A 22438-nucleotide genomic window follows, 5' to 3' on the forward strand; every position below is an offset into this window, starting at 1 on the left:
CCGCGGCAGGGAAGTGGTGCATTGTTGCTCATAAAAATCTCCTTTCAGACATTTACGCCCAACAAAGCAAATCAGGTCATTCACTATCGACTGCGCAGTGTAAAATCTGTGATTCCCAGCCATCATCAAGACGCTTGGCAATCATCTCAATGCGACTCTCCTCACACGCATCGATTGCGAGCTCTTTTAGGGATCCATCCGCTAGGTTATAGCCAAATAGCCCCTCATTGGTGATAAACACCGCTTTCATTCGCTCAACCTCTAAGCCCGATAAGAAGAGATAGAGTTTGGAGCGATCAAACTGGTATCGCTGATCAAATCGCCACCCAACACTTAAGAACCCATCGCCTTGGTTTTCTGCTTTAAGAAAGCCAATTTCAGGGAGAGGCTGTTCGCTTGCCAGAACTGATTGGTGCGAATGGTGATGGTGTGCATGAGCAGCCTTAGCATGGGTGCTGCCAGACAGCAGGCTAGGGTCGAGCTGACCCTGTTCGGTAAACGCGAGTGGTTTGCTTGGGGAAAAATGCTCGTCTATATACTGTGATAGACGCTCTTTATCTCCCTCATCGTAAAGATCTTGTTTATTACCAATAACGACATCGGCAATCGCAATTTGCTGATTAAAGGTCTCATGCGTTGTATAGCGTTCATCTTTAAGCTGGCGCGCATCAACCAGTGTGATGATCTTTTGAATTGAAAGAACGTCCTGATAGTGCTCATTGGAGAGAACTTCTAGCACCTCTTTAGGGTGGCCCAAGCCAGTGGGTTCAATCAGAAGGCGATCGGGCTTAGCTTTTGCGAGCAACATGTTCAGAGCGATCTGCATCGGCAACCCTGCTGCACAACACATACAACCGCCAGGTACTTCCCTTATGAATATTCCCTGCTCTTCTGAGTATTGGCCTTGCATCAAGCTACCATCGATACCGATCTCGCCAAACTCATTAACCAAGATGGCCCAGCGTTCATTTTTTGGTTTGTTCTGCAGTAAGTGAACAATGGCAGAGGTTTTACCGGCTCCTAGAAACCCTGTAATGATATTGGTGGGGACAGCTTTAATCGTAGTGTTATCGTTTAGCATCGAATAAATCATCTATTGATGGTGTGACTGAGGATATTAATACCAAACCTATTGAATGTCTGTTGCGTAGAGAAGACAAACTTGGGAGATTAGAGATGTTTGGTTTATTTAAGAAAGATCCATTAAAGAAGTTAAAAAAAGAGTATGCAGAGCTAACAGAGCAGGCGATGCAGTTGCAGCGCAATGGGGATATTGCCGGCTACTCACAGCTAACCAGCAAAGCTGAGGCTACCTATAAAAAGATCCAAGAGTTAGAGAATCAATAACGCTTGGATTAGTGTCAGAGGTGGTTTAATTCTTCAGTTTTAAGCAGTGTTTCAAAAGCAGGCTTTGCGAATAGGAATCCTTGTTGGTAGTGAATTCCCAAACCCTCTAGTGTCTGTTTCTCTTCAACGGTTTCCACACCTTCCGCAATGATCTGAATACCGAGATCATCACACATCGTTTTCACCGACTTAATAATGGCAAAGCGTGTCTTTGAGTGGTCAATTTCATGGATTAGCTGGATATCGAGCTTGATCAGATCAGGCTTAAATTCCGTCAGCATATTTAAACCTGAGTACCCAGAACCAAAATCGTCCATAGCGGTCTTAAAGCCCTGCTCCTTATAGAACTCAATCGTTCGTTTTAGGTGAGCAATGTCGTCGACACGCTCAGTTTCGCTGAACTCAAATATCAATCTTTTGGGATCAATCGAATAGACTTTTGCCGCTTCAAGCGTGGTGCGAATACACAGCTCAGGCTTATAGATAGCCCTTGGCATGAAGTTGATACTGATCAGCGACTCATCGTCAAAACGCGACGCAATCTCAATGGCTTTAACTCGACAAGTTTGGTCAAAACGATAGAGGTTTTGTTTATTAACCTGTTCAAAGACTGATACTGCACCTTCGCCGTTAAGCCCCCTTGCCAGTGCCTCTTGGGCAAAAATAGTCTGATGGCGAAGATCAACAATGGGTTGGAAGGCCATAGTGAAATCAAAGCCCAACACTTCACCATTTAGGCACTGTTTACAGCCCAATTTTGAGTAGTCGATCGGTGTTATGACCTTGTCACTTAGCATCTTGAATACCAAATCTGAGATTAGATTCAGCATAGTTCAGTCTGTTAATGCCTTCAAATAAAAACCTTATTAACCACTAATTTGTTGATAGATAGTTCGTGTATCAACAACAGCCTTGTGCTTTGCGGCCATTAGATAAAGCCCTGCCATTTTACGATGTAAAAACAGCACATCGGCCGGTGGGGTATGCCACGCATCTGGGTCTTTACTAACACTCATACCAATCTCATGGATGCGTTTAGCAATATCACTCTGAGCAAAATGATAAGGCGTTGCTGATCTGAGGGGTTCTGCGGCAATGGTAAAGATATCGATAACCGCTGCTTTGTTTGCCACATCGGTACCATTTTTGAAAAACCCAAGCACCTCCAATGCCGCTTCAAGGCCTGCTCGGTTTTGATCAATGGCCTGGTCTATGGCCTGTTTGTAACGATCGACAAACTGAGGGTTAAATGACCTTACGGCACCAAAATCGAACAGAATCAATTTGCCGGTGTCTGGGCAAACATGAAAATTAGCCGGATTGGGGTCAGTCTGCATTAAGTTCATCTGCAGGAGTTCAGTAAAGAATAGTTCCAGCATCAGCCCCATGATGCGGCTGGCATCCTCTGGGTGATCTTTTAGCCACTCTTCAATGCCCACGCCCTCTACAAAGCTCATCGTCATGATGTTAGTTTCCGAAAGCTCAGCGAAGTAAGTTGGCATTATAAGATTTTTACTGATGCTAAAATTACTGATCTTGCCGGAAAAATCAGTCAAATGCCTTGATTCTGCGTAGTAATCAGCCTCTAAGTGAAGCTGGCGCCTTGCTTCATCAACCAATTCATCTATATCCAGCCCTTTGGGCAGTAAACCGCTTAGCCTGAGCAGTGAAATGACGTTATCTATGTCGCTGTCGATGCTCTGTGCCACACCGGGGTATTGGATTTTAATTGCTAATTCATTGTTATCCAGAGTTCGTGCTTTGTGGACCTGCCCAATAGAAGCGGCGGCAATGGGGTCGAACGAAAAATAGTTAAACTGATCCATCCAATCAGTGCCCCAGCTCGACTCAAGCGTATGTATGAGCTGAGTCTTAGGCATGATGACGCCTTGCGACTGTAGCCTAGCTAGGACAGCTGCCAGCTCAGGCGGGAGTAGGGTTCCAGCATCCATCGAGAGCAGTTGACCCAATTTCATCGCTGCGCCACGCATCCGAGCCAGTTTATCGGCAACATCACCCATATTTTTAGGTGTTAAAACCAGCTCATTCAAAGAGGGTGCTTCACCTTTTATCCAGCGTTTAGAGCCCTCTGTTAAGACGTTTCCAGCAAGTTTTGTAGCTAATCCGCCCATGCTTAATAGGCGTGATGCTCTGCTTTTGGGGACGGGGGAGGCAGTGGTTAAGGTTTTCTCATTCATGAAGTGGCGTACGTGAACGATAAACCTTCAGATCGAAACCTTTAATCAGGTTTGAGTAACGGTGGCCTAGAACGGCCACCAAGATGATTTAAGACGGTCGCGACAACCTTGCAGCTGACTGCCATACATTCGCGCATTGGCATCGACCTTTTTAGCAACACCAATTAACCAGGCTTTTTTATTGAAGGTCTGTTTCTTCCAGCCGCCGTGGCCTTCGTGATATGCAAGGTATTGGTTGTAGGCGTCCCATTTAGAGATACCCAAAGTGCGTTGTGAGATGCCGGCGTACCAACCCATAAAGTCGACAGCGTCGGCATAGTTCTCTCGGCTTGCCCAGAATCGGCCCGTTTTACTTTTGTACCAATCCCAAGTGGAGTCCTTTGCTTGTGCATACCCGTAAGCTGAAGAGATCCGCCACCACATTGGCACCCCTAAAAAGGTATCTCGTGGCGGTGCTGCATCGTGCTTAAAGCTCGACTCCTGGCGCATAATCGCCAACTGAACCTGCATCGGAAGCCCCCACTTCTCTTCCGCCGCCATCGACGCTTTGTACCAGTCAGGCTTCTCATTAAAAATGTAACAGGCGTTCTCAACATTGCGCGGAGGCGAGGTTGCGCAGCCAGCTAGCAACAGCACAGAAAACAGAGCAATAAAACGTGTCATAACAACTCTTAATTTAAACATTTGACTAGGAGAGGCTAGCACATCTTGGTTTTGCTAGCAGCGGTAATGCCGTGATGCGGCCTTTCTAATCTGTAAATGGGTGACTCATTGTTTTATAGGAATTTGCGACTACGCTTAAATTATTAGCAAATTGGAGATTGTTATGATCATTCGCACAGTTTTAGCCTCGCTTCTCTCTATCTCATTATTGTCAACATCCTCGCCGGCGACTGCAGAAAAAGGGAAAGAAAAGCCTGAACACCACCAAGAGAAAGCCAAGAAAAATAAAGCACACAAAACAGGTGCCGCCAAGCAGGAGGCTGTCGATCAGCTTGTTAAGGAGTTAGGGCTAAAAAATCGTGGCCAGCTTCATAGGTTATTGGGCGGATTAAACTCAACTGATATCACCACCATCACAGCCAGTGATATCCCGACAAGCAAACTCAAACAAAGAGTCATGGATGGTGATCAATCTGAAGAGACAGTTGATCAAATTCGAAAACTAAACAGGGCGGCCATTACCTTGCTGGGGAAAGAACCTGCAACGTCAGAAGAGATTGCTCAATCAATGGCTGACGTTCTTGAGTTGTTGAGTGATTAGTAGCTTGGCCAACAAGAGTACTGTTATCGCTCAGAAACAAAAAAGGCCTGCAACATCTGCAAGCCTTAAAGAATGGTGCCTCGAGGCGATTACGAACAGAGATCCTGTGAGGTCCTATATAGTATTAATAACAATAACTTATAGTAATTTTACGTCTTCTATTGTCCTGTAAGATTCATTGAAATACCGTATCAAAAACGGTATCGTTTACGGTATCAGACGGTACAGGACAACAAAAGTGAAGCGTGTTTTATCAGATGCAAAGGTCAAGAATCTAAAGCCCCAAGAGAAGGGCTATAAGGTCACTGACGGAGGTGGGTTGTATGTCTACGTTACCAAAACTGGAACAAAATCCTTCCGGTATGACGCGAAGATAGACGGTAGTCGAAAGACAATTACGTTTGGCACGTATCCTGCCATGTCACTCGCAGAAGCTAGAGAAGAGCATGAGAAGGCACATGCACTAGTTGCTAAGGGCATTAATCCAAAAGACGCTACACCAGAGAAGAATTGCTTCAGCTATTACTCGCATGAGCAAATGAAGACTCTAGATCTAAGAGGGTCTACATATACGAAGCGAATAGGTCGAATGGAGAAGTATCTCTTCCCTGTCTTAGATAAAAAAGATGCGACACAAATCACAGCACAGGATCTAAGCCAGCTTCTTAAACCCATAGCCGAATCTGGTAAGCGTGAAACAGCACAACGTTTAGCGATCTATTGCCGCCAGACATTTGATTACATGATCGGTCTACAGTTAATTGAAAACAATCCAGCTGATACCGTTAGACGCACGCTGCCGAAAGTTAAGGAAACGCGGAATTTTGCCCATTTAACCAAGGTGGAGGATTTGGCGTTATTCCTGAAGGCAATCGATACCCATGCAGGTGATTACGCAGTTAAGAAGGGACTGCAGTTTATGTCCCTGGTGTTTCTACGTCCCCACAACATCAGGTTCTTAAGATGGAAATATGTCGACTTTGCGAACAAGCTAATTACATTTCCACCAGAAGAGATGAAGACTGATCGAGAGCATAAGGTTCCATTGTCTAAGCAGGCGGTTAGTATCCTAAAGGACATGAAAAAACTAACAGGTAAGTTCGAGTATGTGTTCATGAGCTCTGTAAGCATCAACTCTAATAAACAACCTATGACTGAGAACACCCTTAACGTAGCGATCACTAGGTTGATCAACCCTAATATTGGCGAGCAGTTTGGAAGAGGTTTCATTACTTCGCATGGCATAAGGCATACCGCCAGCACACAACTCAACGAGCTAGGTTACAATCCCGATGTAATTGAAATGCAGCTAGCTCATGCTCCTAAGGATCGGATCAGGGCTGTTTATAACAAAGCAGAGTACATGCCTGAGCGAACTAATATGATGCAAGAGTGGGCAGACTATTTGGATGAACTTAAAAATGCAGCTTGATGATTTAACTCCACTCGCAGTCTACTGTGAAAAAGAAAAGCTAACCTACCGCCAAGTTCTAGCAAAAGCTTTAGCTGGCAAAGCTGAAATCTACTACGTATTTGATCGCTGGGCTGAAGTCACTTACGTACTCGAAGAGGACTTCATCAACGGCACTGTAACTGATAAAAACTTCCGCGAGGCACCTAGCTGTATTGAGTATGCGTACAACATTTGTGACTTCATTCTACTTACCGATGGTTATCTGAAAGGCTTATGGAAAGCCGAAAATGACGGCAATAACAGACTCTACTTTGAAGAACTTTTTGATCTAGGCACCCCTGATGGTTATGTACTAGCTTGCTTAAATCGTGAAGCCGATGATGAGGCCATCACTGACAATCTATTTATCAACCCAAATCCAGCTACATCCATTGCTAAAGATCTGGTTTCAGAAAACACCCTAGCAAAACCATCTACAACTGCTCTAAAAGTGATTGGCTTGTTGATGCATCACCTAGCCAAGAGCCCCAAATACGCTTCAGGCACAACCCCCAATAAGAGCCAAATTAAAGAGCTGTTATTAGAACTAGCTGTGGAGCTGGACGTAAATAATTACGGCCTTAGCAAAGTAGATGAACGCCTTCTTGCGGATGCAATGAAGTATCTGGAGACTCAGAAGAACTAATTAGGAATTTCCCCACCTGGGGAATCCTCTTACCCCACCTGTGAGGGAGCAAAACCTCTAAAAATTTGTAATGCACCTACGCCGAACGAACGGCGCAACTTAAAAAGGAAAAGGTGCATATCATGCCTAAACTACTAAAGCTCAAAGACGTAATCGCCGCTACCGGCCTTTCACGTTCATACATCTACGCTCTTGCTCAGCAAGGTGCATTCCCAAAACCAATCAAACTTAGCGAACGCTCAAGCGCATGGGTTCAATCTGAACTAGAAGAGTGGATTGATAGCCGCATCGCCCTTCGTGATCAGGAGGTAGCGTAATGACTAGTTTTAACACCACACCATACAACTTCATCAAACTTGATGAGCTTTATTGCCAACCATTGGAGATCGATTGGATTATTGAAGACATCATGCCAAGCAATTCTGTAGGGATGATTTACGGCCCCTCAGGTTCTGGAAAGTCACACGTCATTCTCAGCATGGCCGCTATGATCGCCAATGGTCGTGACTGGTTCGATAAGGAGACTGAGCAGGGAAATGTGTTAGTCATGGCTGGTGAGGGCTTACCAGGCCTCTCTCGCCGCCTATTAGCTATCGAGAAGGAGCATAACCTAGCTATCGATCAGCAAAAGCTGCATGTCTCAAGCAGGGCCATAGGCTTAGACACTGATAACGGTTATAAACAGGTACTGCAGGCGATTGAGGAGCTAGAGACGCCACCCAAAGTCATCTTTATTGATACCTTATCGCGCCATCTGATGGAGAGTGGTGAGAACAGCAATGACGATATGGCTAGATTCATTAACAAGTTAGAAGATATCCGACTCATGTATGGCTGTACTATTATTTTGGTCCACCACACAGGCAAGTCTACTAACCAAGGCGCCAGGGGAGCATCTGCTCTAAAAGCAAACGTGGACTTCAGTTTTGAAGTTTCTGGCCAAAACAAAAAGTGCCGGTTCTCTTGCGACAAGATGAAAGACGCTGATGATGCGATCCCATCTAAATACTTCGAGATCAAGGCAGTCGATCTAGGTCTAATTAGCAGCAAAGGTAAACCAATTACTGGAGCCTGCGTTGTTGGTTCAACAACGCCTATTAGCCTCAAAATTATCAAGCAAAGCAAAGAAGATATAGCTCTAGCTTGCTTCACTACAGATAAGAAAGAGTGGCAACGCGCTTATGTTCAGACTTGCACTGACCCAATTAGCGACGAATCAAAGGGCAAGCAGTATCGTGAAGCTCGCAAAAACCTAATATCTGATGGCAAGGTTTTAGAAAACGAAGATGGTAGCTACTCACTTACTGAAGCAGCCTAAAAGAAAAACGGACGGATGGATATTCCTTAAGGAATATCCGTCCATCCGTTTTTATGATTAACCATATAGAGATGTTGAACAGGCTCAATTCGAAGATTGTGCTTGTGAAGGTATCAAGCAAGCGAAGCGCGGTAGCTAGGTGTGATCCACTCTCTAGTTCACAGATTCCTGCCACTCTTAAAACACAGCCATTTGATATGTGTACAGGGGGGTATCTCTAGTGAATATATTTTTTCTATAAGTAATATCTCCAGAATCAACGCGAGCATTTTTTCATATAGCCGGTTCTGGGCAGTACTGAAGGAGATCTAGGGGAATACTGTGAGGGCAGTTAAATTTTAAAAGTGTAAACGCGCAATTGCGCACTTTTAACGTTTTTGTTTTACGATAAAACCAATTCAGACTTGCGGCCAGATGATCTAGAAGACTTCATGCAAACACTTATTGAAACACCCAACCTAGGTTCGGTAACAATTTCAAAAATGGTAATCAATTTCTTCATTAAGCAGAGAGATGATGGAGACGTTTTAGCAGCTACTAATGAAGTGACCGAGATACTGCAAAGCCAAGAGATAGATCAGTTAGTAACACCAATACCCTCACCAGGTCTCGAGTTCTGGGTACATCGATCAAGCTCACTGGTGTTTACTGCACTGCCTAAGGATGGATACAGACTAGTTTCCATGGTCCTCAAAGGGGATATGTCTGACTTTGTATTCGATACAGAATAGAGCTCTGTTATCTGTACGCTCATGTACGTCAAAACATGTTCTGTGTAGAAGCTTGTATGTAAAGGTTGGGGGATGGGTACGCGAGAGCTAGGTGTATGGTCGTGTACGCAAATCAGAAGGGCTAGTTTTGGTGTATGTACCAGCAACAATGAGGGGCTATTACCGGCACTTAGGCGTCATTTGCAACGGAACGCCAGATGGCGGTTAAGCGCACATTTCAGCCGTTACAGGTTTGTGATGATTTCTCTATAGCAGACGGAAGGCATCCAAACCGTAGATCTGCCGGAGTCGGCACAAAGCAGACGTCCAACCTTCATAAACCTCAACAGTTTTTTGAGTCAAGGCCCTTGACCTGTGAGTTAGACACAGGCTTATAGTCAAAATATAAACACTCTGATTAGTTTTAGACGAATCGATAAAGGAGATGATTATGTTTTATCGACAACTTACTTTTCTAGTTTCATTTGCGACTGCCAGTAGGAACTTATATGCAGACGGTCTTAATGGATTAAATCAATTCGATCATTCGATGATAGGGAGTATGGGGATGTTTGGCTGGTTTGGAATGTTGCTATTTTGGGGAGTCCTATTTTTTGTTGCTGTTTTGATTGTTCGATCGCTTCTACCTGGTAATTCTAAGCAAAAAAACAGCTCTGCAATGGAACTTCTAAATGAGCGATTTGCCCGAGGTGAAATTGATGAAGAGGAGTTCGCTAAGCGCAAACTCTTACTAAGTGACTCAGAGTCTCAGTAAGGGAGGCAACATGGATACACACAATACCGGGATAAATGAAGCGTTTCTTGTAAAACGAAATCTAAAGCTGACTGGGCTAACGGAACAGAAAATAGAGGTATTTACTCCAGAAATCCGAGTGATTAGAGGAATCGATACCGTCGAGTTTGACGCAACACGAGAGAGGATAAGAGTGTCATATGATGCATCCGTTACAAGTATAGATTCAATCCTAAAGATTCTTAAACAATACAGCGTCGAACCTAACAATGGCTGGTGGAACCAATTAAAACTGGGCTGGGATCGACAAATCGATCAGAACGTCAGCGACAACGCAAAGCACGTCCCTCATTGCTGTAGTAAGCCCCCACCAGGACATTAACCGAGATATAAAAAGGAGTCTTCCATGCAGGTAAATGAAGTTGCAAAGCTACTCTCTATCACGCCCGATACAGTTAGGTTTTACACGCGCTCCGGTCTCCTGAAACCTCAGATCAATCCAGACAATGGGTACAAACACTACAGCTCATCAGACATCAACCGGCTCAAGTTTATCCTGGCCGCGCGCAGTCTTGGATTCAGCATCGATGATGTTAGAGAGATATTCGCGCGGACCGATCATCAGCATTCGGCCTGTGGTTTGGTTAGGGACATTATCAACCAGCGCCTAGAAGAGACTGAAGCGAGGTTTCGTGACATGGTCGCGCTAAGAAACCGCATGATTGCAGCTTCTAAAACCTGGAACGAGATGGAAGACCAATCTCCGACCAACGAGTCGATTTGCCACCTCATTGAAACCTTTGCAGAGGATGAAGCTAATGAACAGCACTAAGGTCGCGAAACATCCAATTATTCTGAATATTCAAGGTGCCAGTTGCGCCGGATGCGTCGCCAAAATCGAAAAATCTTTGAAAGCGGTACCCGGGGTAACTTCGGCTGAGATGAACTTTGCTGACCGCACCGCGACTATCGAAGGCGACGTAGCATCCGACACGCTGATAGATGCGGTTACTCAGACAGGGTACGGTGCAAAAGAGTCTGAAAACGAGTCGGAGGCTGACAGCCTGGCGGAGAAAGAAGCCGCTGACGCGCAGTACTACCGCCAACTGATGCGCAACGTCCTGGTCTCCTTGAGCATCGGTGTGCCGCTAATGATCTACGGGCTGTTTATTGGTGAAATGTCTGTCACCACCGGCACGGAGAGACTCGTTTGGGGCATTATCGGCCTGGTTACTCTGGCAACAATGGTGCTCGCCGGTCGTGGTTTCTATATCGGCGCCTGGAAGGCGTTTCGTACCCACTCAGCCAATATGGATACATTGATCGCACTCGGAACAGGAGCCGCCTGGCTGTACTCCTTTGCTGTAGTGACTGCACCCTCGCTTTTCCCAGAAATGGCACGGCACATCTACTTTGAAGCGACAACGATGATCATTGGTCTGATCAATCTGGGTCTGGCACTGGAAGTGAAAGCGCGGGGACGCACCTCGGAAGCGATAAAGCGGTTGATCGGCCTGCAACCCAAAACAGCCCGAGTCCTCCGTGGTAATGAAGAGGTTGATATCCCTATCGATGATGTTGTTATGGGCGACAAGCTACGCGTTCGCCCAGGCGAAAAGATTGCCGTAGATGGCCGCGTTGTCGAGGGGCACTCCTCCATTGATGAATCGATGCTGACTGGTGAGCCTATTCCCGTCGTCAAAGAGGTTGGTGATGAGATCATAGCCGGCACACTAAATAAAAGCGGTTCGCTGCTCTTTGAAGCGACGCGTGTGGGCAAGAACACCGCGCTGTCGCAGATTATCGCTTCAGTTAGAAAAGCGCAGAACTCCAAACCGCCGATTGGACGCCTTGCCGATAAGATCAGCGAGTACTTTGTACCCGCGATTATGATCATCGCCATCGTCAGCGCGCTGATCTGGGCCAACTTTGGACCCGAACCCACCATTGCCTTCGCGATTATCTCAGCGACAACCGTACTGATTATCGCCTGTCCCTGTGCGCTTGGGCTGGCAACACCGATGTCCGTCATGGTTGGGATGGGTAAAGCGGCTGAGGCGGGTGTACTGATCCGCAACGGGGAAGCGCTGCAAACCGCCTCTCAGATCACGGCGATGGTCCTTGATAAAACCGGCACTATCACTGAAGGAAAGCCAGCTGTGACCGATATTTTACCGTTAACGGACCTCGACAAAGCAGATCTGTTAGCGCTGGTCGCCAGCCTTGAGACTGGTTCAGAGCATCCACTGGCAGAAGCGATTGTCGAAGCAGCAAAAGCGCAAAGCCTGAGCCTGGAGAAAGTCACAGATTTTCACGCGCACTCCGGTCAGGGCGTCTCTGGCAAAGTCAGTGGGAAAACGGTGTTACTGGGTAACGCATCATTTATGAAGCATAACGAGATCGACGTCAGTGCTCAGGTCGATGAAGCCCAGCGCCTGGCCAGTCAGGCGAAAACGCCGATGTTTATTGCAATCGACAATCAGTTCGCGGGAATTGTTGCCGTCGCTGATCCTATCAAAGCTGATTCCAAACTGGCCATTCAGCGCCTGCAAGCTCAGGGCATGAGGGTCATTATGCTAACCGGTGATAACAGTGCAACGGCTAAAGCCGTAGCCGCCCAGGTGGGTATCGATGAATATCATGCCGAAGTGATGCCTGAGGATAAGCTTGCCCATATCGAAGCACTGCAAATGGCGGGTGAGATTGTCGGCATGACGGGGGATGGTATTAACGATGCACCGGCGCTTGCTAAGGCTAACGTGGGCTTTGCGATCGGCACCGGTACGGATATTGCGATCGAGAGCGCGGATATCACCCTAATGCGCGGTTCACTTCACGGACTGGCCGATGCCGTTGCAGTCAGCAAGGCGACCTTGCAGAACATTAAACAGAATCTGGTGGGCGCATTTATCTACAACGTTGCGGGCATACCGATCGCTGCGGGCCTGCTGTACCCAATCTTTGGCGTACTACTCAGTCCAATTATAGCCGGTGGCGCGATGGCCTTTTCGTCTCTAACGGTCGTCACCAATGCCAATCGATTGCGCCTGTTTAAAGCGCAGCAGCATTAATTTTTAGGCGCTAAAGCGCTGGGGAGGAGTAACCGATGATACTCATTAACATAGCAGGCCTAGTACTAATCGGGCTGATTATTTGGTGGTTCTGGCTCTACAAGCCTGTCGCCTCGGTTGCGTCAGAGAAGCAGACCATAAAAGTCGCTGACGGTGTGTATACACCCGCACATATCAAGATACCGGCAGGCAAACCTGTAACGCTCAATTTTTTGCGCGAAGATAAAGCGCCCTGCTCTGAAATGCTGCTGGTACCAGACCTCGCCATTAGCGAATCGCTACCGATAAACAAGGTAAAAGCGATCCATATTCCGGCGAGCCCTGCGGGTAACTACGCGTTTCATTGTCAGATGCAGATGTACCGCGGGGATATCACGGTTGAATAGTCTGATAGGTCAAGGAGGTAATGATGAATAAGAAGTTCTGCTGCATGGGGCTGAGCATAAATAAATGGCTACTCATCACGATCGCGGCGATCGGTGGCTACTATTTGTTTAGCGAACATCAAACACACCTGATTGAGTATTTACCCTTTCTAATTTTTTTACTCTGCCCGCTAATGCATCTGTTTATGCATCGCGGACACAACCACTCTCATAAGAGTTCGGTTGACAACCAAGATAGCAAAACGTTTTAAATTTTAAGTAACTACCTTAGAGGAAAATTATCATGAGAAAACTAATCACCATTCCAGCGTTCGTCTTCGCAGTTTCAGCCACTTCATTAACATTCGCCAATGAGGATCATCACAAGGGGAGTGAAGCCAATCCAGCCTCGATGGATCAATCAAGCGAAATGATGGATCCGGAACACTGCGACGAAATGATGACTCAAATGGAGAAGATGCATGAAATGATGGCTCAACATATCGATATGATGAAACAAAATATGGATATGATGCGAGAGTCAGGTATGGGTAATAATATGCGTGCTAACGGCATGAAGCTTGACGAAGAGATGATGAATATTGAAGAGATGCCAGCTGGTGGCAAAGATACAATGATGAATCACAGTAAGTAACCTCTACTTCTTGGGCTCTGAGGTTGTTGTTTCAGATAATCAGAGCCCCTATAAATACACTTATAAGCACTAAAGAAGTCAGTAAAGATGCTATCTGGTGAATTATGAACAATGGAACAAAAATTGGGCTAGCAGCCGTTGTAGTGGTGTTAGGAACCACCGCTGCATTCCTTCTGACGAACAGTGCTCAGGGCAAAATTCCTTACACTGATGCTAAGGCGGTGAGTGCTGGGAAAACGATTTATCAAAACGAGTGTGCTAGTTGCCACGGTGTCGATCTGAAGGGAGAGCCTGATTGGCAGAAGCGTGACGATAACGGCTATCTTCCAGCGCCGCCGCACGACGAAACGGGACACACCTGGCATCACGATGATGCGCTTCTGTTCCAGTTAACCAAAGAGGGTGTGCAGTCGATCGCCGGCGCGGATTATAAGTCAAAGATGCCGGCTTTCGCCGGTAAGCTGACCGATGAGCAGATTTGGGAAGTTTTGGCGTACATCAAAGCCCAGTGGCCTCAGGAGATAGCACAACGGCACACCGAGATTTTCAAAGATAAATGATCGTCTGGGCTATCACGGACGCATCAGTTAAGCGGTCCCACTAAAGTGGTTAAAACAGTTGTTATTGCAAAGATTGATGCTCCGATAATCTTCTCCAAAAATGTAATCCCCCCATTTTTAACGGGAGGTTTCAGTAGAGCTTAGGCTGCTTTTAACAGCCATCGTGGTGGTACACCGCCAATAGCGGTATTTGGTCTTTCATTGTTGTACTTCCAAAGCCACTGTGTGGCAAGTAACTGTGAATGCTCAACAGACTCAAATTGATGCAGATCGAGCCATTCATGTCTCGCCGTTCGATTGAAACGCTCAATGTATGCATTCTGAGTTGGCTTACCAGGCTGGATATACAGCATCGTTATTTGGTTCTCTGTAGCCCAGTTAATCAGAGGTCCAGAAAGTAGTTCCGGACCGTTGTCGCATCGTATGGCTGCTGGCTTACCTCGCCATTCAATGACCTGTTCCAGTGACCGAATCACACGAGCGCTTGGCAGCGACAAATCTACATCGATCGCAAGCCCCTCTCGATTGTAGTCATCCAGGACATTGAAGGTGCGCAGCTTTCGTCCATCCATCAACGTGTCACTCATGAAGTCTACTGACCAGACTTGGTTCGGTGCTGTCGGGACGCTGAGAGGCTCAGGTCGATCACGATGTAAACGCAGACGCGGCTTTATACGCAGATTGAGCTCAAGCTCTCTGTATATCCGGTAAACGCGCTTGTGGTTCCATGTGTAGCCCTTCACGTTACGTAGATAGAGGTAGCAGAGTCCAAAGCCCCATCGCTTATTGGCCTCCGTCAGCCTCAAGAGCCAATCAGCGACTAGAGCATTCTCGGTCGACAGTTTGCTTTGATATCGATAACAGGTCTCACTGATACCCATACACCGACAGGCGATCCTTATGGAGACACCATGCCTCTCTACAGCCGCCTTGGCCATCTCTCGCCGTTGAGATGGCTTTACAGCTTTCCCTCAAGGGCTTCCTTGCGGATCTCAGCGATGATGCGCTCCTCTGCGTACATTTTCTTGAGACGCACGTTCTCCGCTTCTAGTTCTTTGAGGCGCTTCATCATCGAAGCATCCATACCGCCGTACTTCGCACGCCACTGATAGATAGCGGCTGTACTGACGTTGTGTTCGCGAGCAAGTTCCGGGATTGATACGCCGGCTTCATGCTGCTTCAAAATCGCCATGATCTGGCTTTCGGTAAAACGTGACTTCTTCATAGATCGCTCCTGATTCTCTGATCATAAAACGCTCTACTTAAAACCCCAATTATTTTTCGGGGGAATTACAGTCCCACTAAAGTGGTTAAAACAGTTGTTATTGCAAAGATTGATGCTCCGATAATCTTCTCCAAAAAGATAGAACGCTTCAATACACCCGCATCCTGAGTGTGTTGAAGCCGGGGTACCAAGACCAGTTTATGAATCGCGGCCAGCGATAAGATGACCGCCACCAGAGCGACTTTAACCAGAAGTAAAATGCCATAATCGCTGGTAAATAGATTCGCCCAGCCAGTCAGCTGGTAGCTCATGTATACGCCACCGGCAAGCAGCAATAGCACAGCCGTTACTGCTAGCTGACCGAAACGATCAAGTAACCGGTACGCTTCGCTAAATTCCAGGCGATGACAGGCCAACCATAGCGGATAGAGCGAGCCCATCCACCAGGCCGTTAAAACGACATGCACCGCCAGGACAAGCTGAAAAACCAGATGTTGTTCAACTGCATGCCCTGCCTCACTGAAGGAAAGCGCCATAAGCACCATACCGGCCAGCACAAAGAGCCCTTCAATCAATCCAAGCTCAATACGTTGCTCACGGTTCCCGCTGCGAACTAATGCTAGAAACAGAAGACCTGCAAGAATCATTAGCAAACCGATGCTTCTTAGAAACAGTGCTTCACCCAGCGGCGACTCCCACATAAATCCGATCATATCGGGATCGAACATCCCGCTTAAGCCTTCGTCATAGGCCTCGCCCACCCGGACCAGAAAATGCAGAATCGCAGCACTGACCGCTAACAGCGTCGCTATCAGGGAATAGCGCATCAGCACCGGTCTGAGCACAATCTGTTGCTGCATCATCCACAGACTGGCTGAACCACCAATCGCGGCCGCAGCGCCGAGATAAAGTAACCAGCGCGTACCAAAAACAAGACCGTCCCAAACAATCAATTCCATACGTTAACTCCCTTTACTAGCTTTCTTATGGCTACCCTACTTTGTAGAGTTACTCCTGCTTAAATCCAAAATCTCCCTTCATCATATGCCCATCCTCACCCATGGCCTTCCATTGAACGGTATAACTACCGGGTTGTAGTGCTTGAAACATCGACTCAAAGTGAGTCCCTGCTTCCGTCGAACGCGCAAAGTTAACCGGTACGGAGTTCTCATTTGAGTCGAGTACTTTGATACTGATCAGCTTCGTAGGATTCTTGAAGGTCAGCTCTACACGATCTGTCGGCGCCGACATTGACGCGCCATTGGCCGGAAAGGTTTCATGCATAACGCCATGCGCGAATAGGTTGGTAGACAGCACCATAGCTGAGCTTAAAAGCAATAATTTCAATCGTTTCATCTCTGTTCTCCTGATTTAGTTTGGATGTACCCGCCAATTACATATTGTGTGCCCGACGCTCCACGCCATTTTGTGTCTGAACCTCGCGAATAAATTCGATCACGGCCATGGTTTCTGCAAATCCAATTTTCTCCTGAGCAGGCATATCTCCGTATGGCCAATGATGCGCTCGGACGCCGTGCTTGATTGCATTCACTATCGCCTGATTGGAGTGGTGTCCGGGATTATAGATATCATGAATGAGTGGCGGTCCCTTCTGTGAGCCTGAACCGTTCTCCCCGTGACAGGCTGCACAGGTACCGTTAAAGACTTTCTGCCCAAATTCAGCACGGCCCGAAAGTTCCCCGACGGTCACGTTAACATGCCCGTCGCGATGGTCCGCATTGGCCATCGCGCTCACGCCTAATGCGGCGGTGAAAAAAAGATTCTTGAATAGCTGTTTAGTGTTCATGTTAATTTTTCTCTTATTTATTTCCTAAGTTGTTGTATGAAATTATCCGACGGTGCCTAAAACCGGGAACGCATCCATCACCCAAACCGCAAAGAGCGTCAACCGCCCGGTAACCATGGCAATCCCCATAATCACCATTGTGATACCGGCACCAACGTAAAGATGACGACTGAATCGCGCTAAGCGAGCCATCCTCTTTTTAAAGGTACCCATAAACATCGCAACCAGCAGAAACGGTATAGCGAGCCCAAGCGCATAAAATGTCAGAAGAATCACAGCACCCTGAGGATCAGCATTTAAAGAACTCAGGGTGAGAATAACTGCCAATATTGGACCAATGCATGGAGTCCAACCCAACGCAAACGAGATTCCCAATATAAAGGCTGTCGTTGGGTTTGCTGAGCGGATCACAGGATGCAGTCGAATATCACGGTACAACCAGCTCAGCTTTAGAACTCCTGTCATGAAAAGCCCAAATACGATAACCAAACTACCTCCGACGAGGTTGGCCTCGTATCGATACTCGGTAAGCATCTGTCCCAGAAAACTGGTACTGGCACCTAAGGATACAAATACGATAGAGAAGCCCATCACAAAAAACAGGCTAAGCACCATATGAGGCCAGTGGTGCTCGGAGTGGCTTTTGTCGCCAGAACCTGCAACAAATGAGAGGTAGCCGGGCACGAGCGGCAGCGTACAGGGTGATAGGAAGGATATAATTCCGCCGGTAAAGGCGGCCAGCACGCCTAATTGGGTGAGGTTTTCCATTACATCTCCCTCAACCAATCACTTTGATCCAGCTAACCATGCCCGCCGCCTGATGCTCTATCATGTGACAATGAAGCAGCCAGCTACCGGGCTTACCCGCAACAAAGCGAATTCGGGCTGATTCACCGCTATCCATCAGCAGCGTGTCATGCCACAAATCGGGGTTGTATCGCGCCAGATCAGCTTTGAAATGGTGTCCATGCAGATGCATGCCATGTGCCCAACCGGTGTTGTTGATAATCTCTATCTCAACCAGTTCACCCGAGCGCGCCTCAAGTAAGGGTTCAAGCGGTCGGTTTGCCACACCGTTGAACGCCCAGATCTGCTTGTGCTGGATCAACTCCTGCATACTCATCTGCTCCCCGTTATAGACAGCCTGAGTCATTGAGCCCATGGCTCCGCCAGTCATGTCGAGCACCACCTTGTGATCCGGCATTTGATCGGGTGATATCTCGTCTATAGGGTTAGCCGGTAAGCGGTTGGGAGACTGCACTCGCTTCGATTCATGCAAACCCTCTACCTGAAGATAGGCCATCTCGATGGGAGCTCTATCCGTGGGCATCGTCACGGATAGCTGGCCTTCTGCATCTCTGGGAATATCCAAGATAAGATCGTATCGCTCGGCCGGTGCCATCACCAACGTTTGTGTAACTTGCATCAAGTTAGCAAGCGGCTGACCGTCTTTGGCTAGGATCCAAGCAGGAACTTCCGGCAGATCGACAGCAAAGATGCGCGCATTTGCGGTGTTCAGTAGCCGTAAACGCACGCGTGATCCTGCTTTTACGGTAAAGCTTGGCTGTACCTCTTTATTGATCGTCAGAAAGTTGCCTAGCCGACCACCGTGCGCCCACTCATGAAGACTCCCAAGACTCTCCGTATCCAGTTGCCCTTCATTGTTCAAGCGCCAGTCATCGATAACCATTAGGATATCCTGATCGGTATCTGAGGCCATCTTCTCTTCTACGACTACGGGAAGGTATAGCCCCCGAGCCAACTGTTCGTACGTTTTGTGATGCGAATGCGCCCAGAAGGTTCCGGCATCTTCGGGCGTAAAGCGATAGGTAAACGTGCCGCCGGGTGGAATCGGCTCCTGGGTCAAACCACTCACACCATCCATTGCGTTTTCAATTCGTAATCCGTGCCAATGAAGAGTGGTGGGCTCGGGGAGTTGATTGACCACCTCAATCTCCACCGGTTCCCCTTGTGTGATGGTTAATTGGGTATCGCTTAGCCCCCAGAGATCAACAGGCATCTCTGATTCAGGAATCCAATTCCGCTGCTCGGGCCTTAACTCCAACCGAAAACGACGCACCTCTGTGACTGACTGAAGCACAGCCAGAACGGGCTGAGCGAATACGCTCATGGCCGCTAGGCGCACAAAGTCTCTGCGGTTCAGCTTCATCAGCGAGCCTCTTTCATCTGAGCAAGTATTTGTTCCAGTTTTTGCAGAGGCTGTGCGCCACTGACTGGAATCACATTACCGTTACGATTATCCCGCAAGAAATTACCCGGCGTTCCGCTCACGCCTGACACCACGCCGTTCTGGTAGTCTGCCTCGACTTTGTCTGTGAATCGTCTTTCGGTTATACAAGCGATAAAAGCGCCACGATCCAGCCCGATCTCTTCAGCAAGTGGAACCAGGTTCTCTACAGGGAAACCTTTCCCGTTGGAGGTCGTTCGTTCATAGATAAGGTCTGAAAACTGCCAAAACGCATCAGATCCGCCCACCGCAGCCGCACATTCAGACGCTTCAGCCTGAGCTTGGGCACCCGGGTTATGGAAATCGAGCGGGAAGTGTCGATACACCCAGTTTACGTCTGGATGTTTCTCGATAAACTCGATCGCAGTAGTATGAAATCGTTTACAGAAAGGACACTCGTAATCGGAGTACTCAATCAGCGTAAAGTCCGCATCCTCACGTCCGCGAATGTGATCCCTAGCAGGATCTACAGCTGCTAGATTCTTGGCTGCTTGCTCCAACGCCTGACGTTCTCGATCTGCTCTCGCCTCATTCTGTTTAGCAATGTAGCGATTGATTGATGCTTCAACCACTCTGTCAAAGTCATCGCTATTTAGATACTCGCTGATGCGCTGATCAACTATACGTTCGATTTCATCGCTGTTATCGATTGCGTATACGGGGGTAATCGCTACAGATAAAACCACCAAGCTATATAGCACGGGCTTTAAAAAACGGTTCATCAATATTCTCCGAATAATAGAAAAGCGCCGACACACGTCGACAGTTACTACTTAGAAATATATAAATTTCGGAGTTATGAGCGCGGCGGAGGGACAGTTATCAAATAATGCCCGGAGAGTGTCGAGGGCACTGAAGTTAGGAAGGACGGCACATCAGCTAAGCTGATGCGCGAATCAACGGGAAGTAGAGTTGTAGCAATCAGGCTGGTGCAGACGGAGGAGCACCTAGGTGATTGTTGATTACAACAGCCATGCTGCCCAGCGTGCTGACTCATATGAAGAGATGACGACATCATCTCAGTCATTTCTACACTAGACACATCAGCTGTGCTCAGTGAGCCAAATCCCAACAGCAAAAATGACAACAATGTAGAAATAAGCAGCTTCATCACTCTAGTAAATACGTATACATCTGAATAAAACAGTTCTTTTTGATTATAAAGCTATAAATCTGACTGAAAACTGAACTGCTGAACTTATGAGATACCAAAGGGTTCAACTTGTCTTATTTATCCATAAAAACGTCTGCTTAACCGATACATTAGATAATGCTAACGGTCCAAGTAGGGCCAAAACTAGCCGGCCAGCAAAAGACACGATATGGCTAAGAAGGGTCGTGAGCCGCCTCCCAACAGTCAGCTGAATACTACAATCTCTTGGCTGCCGTTAAGGTAACTAGGAGCCTCTTTAAGCCGACTATTATTGATTGAAGGATTTATTGCTCTAACAAGCATATTCTGCGGTAGAGGAGCTTTCAGGAGCTCTCGCAGATCTTTTAAATCAGCCCTCTCTTCTAACCAAGTATTTGCTTGGTTTGAATCCAGAAGGGCAGGGCGTGTCGAAGTCCTCAGAAGTCCAGTAAAGCCCTCTAAAAACCAATCACAAAAACGGTATTATTTACGGTATCAGAAACAAAAAAGCCACGTAATCATTTGATTTACATGGCTTAATTGAAATGAGATGGTGCCTCGAGGCGGAATCGAACCACCGACACGAGGATTTTCAATAATCACATGGAAGTATAAATTCCATTAAATTCAATATGTTACTGGGGCGTCCGTTGCGTGACTTGCATAACAGAGCATAACGAATCAGGACTTATTTACGCAAAAGTCCGATACCTTGCCTTAAAGCAATTCCGGTAGGCTCCACGATAAATCAGAGTCGCCAGGTGCAACTACGTAGAGTTCTGTTATCCGAGAATCAAATATAAACTCGCTGTTGCCGTTTTCATCTACAATGCGTGCGTCCGGTGCATCAGTCAGTCCGACGATGATCCTTAGTGAAGATATAACATCGCTTATCGTAATATCACCATTGCCGTCATTATCTGCCGCTGCTTTCTCGAACCCAGATAGCTCAGTTAAGCCGACTATGTGGCGTAGCTGAGAAATTACGTCACTAATGGTAACGGCCGAGTCCGTAGAGATTTGAACACTCCCAGTTACTTTTTGATCTATTGCCCGGAGCTCTGTCAGATCAGAAATGTACTGTGCACCATCGGCCGCATTTATAACTGCAGAACCTTGGGTGAGTAGTTGCTGATTCGTTGTAAAAATTGGAATGGTATCCGGGACAACGTTAATACTAATGATTTGAGTAGCGGTATAACCCGCGTCATCGGTAATGGTCACTACAAAGCTATCGTTACCGTTGAAGTTCGCAGTTGGGGTATAGCTCCAAGCGCCTGATATTGAATCAATTGAAGCGGTGCCGTTTGACGGGTTCGCATGTAATGAAAAGTAACTGCCATCGGTCAGCCCGTCTTCGTCTGTGACAGAGAGAATACCTGTAATCGCATGAGTCCCCTCAGTACCAGATCCACTCGTACCCGAAATTACTTGTGTAGGATCATCCACGTTAGCAATGGCCGAACTCGCAGCGCTGGTAAAGGTGGTCTCACCGCCTAATGCATCGGTGGTGGTGGCCACAACGCGCAGATACTTGCCGACCTGGCTCTGATCCGAGGCGATGGTGTAGGTCGCGTCAATCTCATCCGTTAGGTCCGTCCATACGCTACTGCCATCATCCGAAATCTGCCACTGGTAGGTCGTAGATGTAATCGTACCGTCTACATCGACAAGGTTGGTGAAAG

The 22438-nt window shown here is 47.2% G+C and carries 27 protein-coding genes; 15 read left to right on the forward strand and 12 right to left on the reverse strand.

Going from position 1 to position 22438, the window contains the following annotated elements:
- Positions 1 to 76 precede the first annotated feature (76 nt).
- Positions 77 to 1081, reverse strand: coding sequence for a GTP-binding protein (locus XMA152_RS11995; RefSeq protein ID WP_173483725.1), 1005 nt, complete (start codon positions 1079 to 1081; stop codon positions 77 to 79).
- A gap of 95 nt (positions 1082 to 1176) precedes the next feature.
- Between XMA152_RS11995 and XMA152_RS12000 the strand changes: the two genes are divergently transcribed.
- Positions 1177 to 1347, forward strand: a complete 171-nt coding sequence (locus XMA152_RS12000) for a DUF6435 family protein (protein ID WP_173482199.1) — start codon at positions 1177 to 1179, stop codon at positions 1345 to 1347.
- Positions 1348 to 1361: 14 nt separating this feature from the next.
- On the opposite strand, the gene XMA152_RS12005 is transcribed toward XMA152_RS12000, so the two are convergent.
- From XMA152_RS12005 to XMA152_RS12015, 3 genes are all read right to left on the reverse strand, one after another.
- On the reverse strand, positions 1362 to 2177 hold the full coding sequence (locus tag XMA152_RS12005) for an EAL domain-containing protein (protein WP_254448316.1): 816 nt from the start codon (positions 2175 to 2177) through the stop codon (positions 1362 to 1364).
- A 36-nt stretch (positions 2178 to 2213) separates the two neighbouring features.
- Complete coding sequence (locus tag XMA152_RS12010; protein WP_173483726.1) at positions 2214 to 3545, reverse strand: AarF/ABC1/UbiB kinase family protein; 1332 nt, start codon at positions 3543 to 3545, stop codon at positions 2214 to 2216.
- 66 nt (positions 3546 to 3611) lie between these two features.
- Entirely contained in the window at positions 3612 to 4208 is a 597-nt protein-coding gene (locus XMA152_RS12015; protein ID WP_173482202.1) for a transglycosylase SLT domain-containing protein, read from the reverse strand.
- 163 nt (positions 4209 to 4371) lie between these two features.
- Between XMA152_RS12015 and XMA152_RS12020 the strand changes: the two genes are divergently transcribed.
- From XMA152_RS12020 to XMA152_RS12085, 14 genes are all read left to right on the forward strand, one after another.
- A complete protein-coding gene (locus tag XMA152_RS12020) occupies positions 4372 to 4809 on the forward strand; it encodes a hypothetical protein (protein WP_173483727.1) in 438 nt (145 codons plus the stop codon).
- Between the two features lie 238 nt (positions 4810 to 5047).
- Positions 5048 to 6241, forward strand: a complete 1194-nt coding sequence (locus tag XMA152_RS12025; protein ID WP_173483728.1) for an integrase arm-type DNA-binding domain-containing protein — start codon at positions 5048 to 5050, stop codon at positions 6239 to 6241.
- A complete protein-coding gene (locus XMA152_RS12030; RefSeq protein WP_173483729.1) occupies positions 6231 to 6908 on the forward strand; it encodes a hypothetical protein in 678 nt (225 codons plus the stop codon). Before XMA152_RS12025 ends, XMA152_RS12030 begins: the two co-directional genes overlap by 11 nt.
- Positions 6909 to 7030: 122 nt before the next feature.
- Positions 7031 to 7225 carry an AlpA family transcriptional regulator gene (locus tag XMA152_RS12035; RefSeq protein WP_173483730.1) on the forward strand — a complete coding sequence of 65 codons (195 nt, stop codon included), beginning with the start codon at positions 7031 to 7033 and terminating at the stop codon, positions 7223 to 7225.
- Positions 7225 to 8226 (forward strand): helicase RepA family protein, encoded by a 1002-nt coding sequence (locus XMA152_RS12040; protein ID WP_173483731.1) that lies wholly within the window; start codon positions 7225 to 7227, stop codon positions 8224 to 8226. The genes XMA152_RS12035 and XMA152_RS12040 overlap by 1 nt, the downstream gene beginning before the upstream one ends.
- A 431-nt stretch (positions 8227 to 8657) precedes the next feature.
- Positions 8658 to 8957, forward strand: coding sequence for a hypothetical protein (locus XMA152_RS12045; protein ID WP_173483732.1), 300 nt, complete (start codon positions 8658 to 8660; stop codon positions 8955 to 8957).
- A 430-nt stretch (positions 8958 to 9387) separates the two neighbouring features.
- Positions 9388 to 9711: an SHOCT domain-containing protein gene (locus XMA152_RS12050; protein ID WP_217362119.1), complete on the forward strand. Its 324-nt coding sequence runs from the start codon at positions 9388 to 9390 to the stop codon at positions 9709 to 9711.
- A 10-nt stretch (positions 9712 to 9721) separates the two neighbouring features.
- A complete protein-coding gene (locus XMA152_RS12055) occupies positions 9722 to 10072 on the forward strand; it encodes a hypothetical protein (protein WP_173483733.1) in 351 nt (116 codons plus the stop codon).
- 24 nt (positions 10073 to 10096) lie between these two features.
- On the forward strand, positions 10097 to 10522 hold the full coding sequence (locus XMA152_RS12060; RefSeq protein WP_173483734.1) for a MerR family transcriptional regulator: 426 nt from the start codon (positions 10097 to 10099) through the stop codon (positions 10520 to 10522).
- Positions 10509 to 12761 (forward strand): heavy metal translocating P-type ATPase, encoded by a 2253-nt coding sequence (locus XMA152_RS12065; RefSeq protein WP_217364041.1) that lies wholly within the window; start codon positions 10509 to 10511, stop codon positions 12759 to 12761. The genes XMA152_RS12060 and XMA152_RS12065 overlap by 14 nt, the downstream gene beginning before the upstream one ends.
- A gap of 35 nt (positions 12762 to 12796) precedes the next feature.
- Positions 12797 to 13147 (forward strand): cupredoxin domain-containing protein, encoded by a 351-nt coding sequence (locus XMA152_RS12070; protein ID WP_173483736.1) that lies wholly within the window; start codon positions 12797 to 12799, stop codon positions 13145 to 13147.
- A gap of 44 nt (positions 13148 to 13191) precedes the next feature.
- Positions 13192 to 13398: a DUF2933 domain-containing protein gene (locus XMA152_RS12075; protein WP_173483750.1), complete on the forward strand. Its 207-nt coding sequence runs from the start codon at positions 13192 to 13194 to the stop codon at positions 13396 to 13398.
- Between the two features lie 32 nt (positions 13399 to 13430).
- On the forward strand, positions 13431 to 13781 hold the full coding sequence (locus XMA152_RS12080) for a hypothetical protein (RefSeq protein ID WP_173483737.1): 351 nt from the start codon (positions 13431 to 13433) through the stop codon (positions 13779 to 13781).
- Between the two features lie 104 nt (positions 13782 to 13885).
- Positions 13886 to 14341 carry a cytochrome c gene (locus tag XMA152_RS12085; protein ID WP_173483738.1) on the forward strand — a complete coding sequence of 152 codons (456 nt, stop codon included), beginning with the start codon at positions 13886 to 13888 and terminating at the stop codon, positions 14339 to 14341.
- Between the two features lie 140 nt (positions 14342 to 14481).
- Here the strand turns inward: XMA152_RS12085 and XMA152_RS12090 are convergent.
- The 8 genes from XMA152_RS12090 to XMA152_RS12125 form a co-directional block, all read right to left on the reverse strand.
- Positions 14482 to 15566, reverse strand: a protein-coding gene (locus tag XMA152_RS12090; protein ID WP_173483739.1) for an IS3 family transposase whose coding sequence is annotated in 2 segments (ribosomal slippage) — positions 14482 to 15305 and positions 15305 to 15566 — 1086 coding nt in all. Because the reading frame shifts where the segments join, the coding sequence is not laid out codon by codon here.
- A gap of 65 nt (positions 15567 to 15631) precedes the next feature.
- A complete protein-coding gene (locus XMA152_RS12095) occupies positions 15632 to 16525 on the reverse strand; it encodes a copper resistance D family protein (RefSeq protein ID WP_173483740.1) in 894 nt (297 codons plus the stop codon).
- A gap of 49 nt (positions 16526 to 16574) precedes the next feature.
- On the reverse strand, positions 16575 to 16922 hold the full coding sequence (locus XMA152_RS12100; protein WP_217362121.1) for a copper resistance CopC family protein: 348 nt from the start codon (positions 16920 to 16922) through the stop codon (positions 16575 to 16577).
- A gap of 37 nt (positions 16923 to 16959) precedes the next feature.
- Positions 16960 to 17373, reverse strand: coding sequence for a cytochrome c (locus XMA152_RS12105; RefSeq protein ID WP_173483741.1), 414 nt, complete (start codon positions 17371 to 17373; stop codon positions 16960 to 16962).
- A gap of 42 nt (positions 17374 to 17415) precedes the next feature.
- Positions 17416 to 18141 carry a cytochrome c biogenesis CcdA family protein gene (locus tag XMA152_RS12110; protein WP_173483742.1) on the reverse strand — a complete coding sequence of 242 codons (726 nt, stop codon included), beginning with the start codon at positions 18139 to 18141 and terminating at the stop codon, positions 17416 to 17418.
- Between the two features lie 10 nt (positions 18142 to 18151).
- Entirely contained in the window at positions 18152 to 19543 is a 1392-nt protein-coding gene (locus tag XMA152_RS12115) for a multicopper oxidase family protein (protein WP_254448318.1), read from the reverse strand.
- Entirely contained in the window at positions 19543 to 20343 is an 801-nt protein-coding gene (locus tag XMA152_RS12120) for a DsbA family protein (RefSeq protein WP_173483743.1), read from the reverse strand. The genes XMA152_RS12115 and XMA152_RS12120 overlap by 1 nt, the downstream gene beginning before the upstream one ends.
- 1127 nt (positions 20344 to 21470) lie before the next feature.
- Positions 21471 to 22438: Ig-like domain-containing protein (locus XMA152_RS12125; protein ID WP_217364042.1), on the reverse strand; the 968-nt coding region annotated here is incomplete at its 5' end.

The sequence above is a fragment of the Marinobacterium sp. xm-a-152 genome, from assembly GCF_013282965.1.
GTDB lineage: Bacteria > Pseudomonadota > Gammaproteobacteria > Pseudomonadales > Balneatricaceae > Marinobacterium_E.

Excerpts from the sequence above, each read along its gene's own strand:
- XMA152_RS12110 (WP_173483742.1), bottom strand. The coding sequence starts at position 18,141 with ATGGAAAACCTCACCCAATTAGGCGTGCTGGCCGCCTTTACCGGCGGA.
- XMA152_RS12005 (WP_254448316.1), bottom strand. The coding sequence starts at position 2,177 with ATGCTGAATCTAATCTCAGATTTGGTATTCAAGATGCTAAGTGACAAG.
- XMA152_RS12055 (WP_173483733.1), top strand. The coding sequence starts at position 9,722 with ATGGATACACACAATACCGGGATAAATGAAGCGTTTCTTGTAAAACGA.
- XMA152_RS12100 (WP_217362121.1), bottom strand. The coding sequence starts at position 16,922 with ATGAAACGATTGAAATTATTGCTTTTAAGCTCAGCTATGGTGCTGTCT.
- XMA152_RS12105 (WP_173483741.1), bottom strand. The coding sequence starts at position 17,373 with ATGAACACTAAACAGCTATTCAAGAATCTTTTTTTCACCGCCGCATTA.
- XMA152_RS11995 (WP_173483725.1), bottom strand. The coding sequence starts at position 1,081 with ATGCTAAACGATAACACTACGATTAAAGCTGTCCCCACCAATATCATT.
- XMA152_RS12070 (WP_173483736.1), top strand. The coding sequence starts at position 12,797 with ATGATACTCATTAACATAGCAGGCCTAGTACTAATCGGGCTGATTATT.
- XMA152_RS12120 (WP_173483743.1), bottom strand. The coding sequence starts at position 20,343 with ATGAACCGTTTTTTAAAGCCCGTGCTATATAGCTTGGTGGTTTTATCT.
- XMA152_RS12040 (WP_173483731.1), top strand. The coding sequence starts at position 7,225 with ATGACTAGTTTTAACACCACACCATACAACTTCATCAAACTTGATGAG.
- XMA152_RS12065 (WP_217364041.1), top strand. The coding sequence starts at position 10,509 with ATGAACAGCACTAAGGTCGCGAAACATCCAATTATTCTGAATATTCAA.
- XMA152_RS12080 (WP_173483737.1), top strand. The coding sequence starts at position 13,431 with ATGAGAAAACTAATCACCATTCCAGCGTTCGTCTTCGCAGTTTCAGCC.
- XMA152_RS12030 (WP_173483729.1), top strand. The coding sequence starts at position 6,231 with ATGCAGCTTGATGATTTAACTCCACTCGCAGTCTACTGTGAAAAAGAA.
- XMA152_RS12085 (WP_173483738.1), top strand. The coding sequence starts at position 13,886 with ATGAACAATGGAACAAAAATTGGGCTAGCAGCCGTTGTAGTGGTGTTA.
- XMA152_RS12020 (WP_173483727.1), top strand. The coding sequence starts at position 4,372 with ATGATCATTCGCACAGTTTTAGCCTCGCTTCTCTCTATCTCATTATTG.
- XMA152_RS12035 (WP_173483730.1), top strand. The coding sequence starts at position 7,031 with ATGCCTAAACTACTAAAGCTCAAAGACGTAATCGCCGCTACCGGCCTT.
- XMA152_RS12000 (WP_173482199.1), top strand. The coding sequence starts at position 1,177 with ATGTTTGGTTTATTTAAGAAAGATCCATTAAAGAAGTTAAAAAAAGAG.
- XMA152_RS12045 (WP_173483732.1), top strand. The coding sequence starts at position 8,658 with ATGCAAACACTTATTGAAACACCCAACCTAGGTTCGGTAACAATTTCA.
- XMA152_RS12060 (WP_173483734.1), top strand. The coding sequence starts at position 10,097 with ATGCAGGTAAATGAAGTTGCAAAGCTACTCTCTATCACGCCCGATACA.
- XMA152_RS12050 (WP_217362119.1), top strand. The coding sequence starts at position 9,388 with ATGTTTTATCGACAACTTACTTTTCTAGTTTCATTTGCGACTGCCAGT.
- XMA152_RS12095 (WP_173483740.1), bottom strand. The coding sequence starts at position 16,525 with ATGGAATTGATTGTTTGGGACGGTCTTGTTTTTGGTACGCGCTGGTTA.
- XMA152_RS12075 (WP_173483750.1), top strand. The coding sequence starts at position 13,192 with ATGGGGCTGAGCATAAATAAATGGCTACTCATCACGATCGCGGCGATC.
- XMA152_RS12115 (WP_254448318.1), bottom strand. The coding sequence starts at position 19,543 with ATGAAGCTGAACCGCAGAGACTTTGTGCGCCTAGCGGCCATGAGCGTA.
- XMA152_RS12015 (WP_173482202.1), bottom strand. The coding sequence starts at position 4,208 with ATGACACGTTTTATTGCTCTGTTTTCTGTGCTGTTGCTAGCTGGCTGC.
- XMA152_RS12010 (WP_173483726.1), bottom strand. The coding sequence starts at position 3,545 with ATGAATGAGAAAACCTTAACCACTGCCTCCCCCGTCCCCAAAAGCAGA.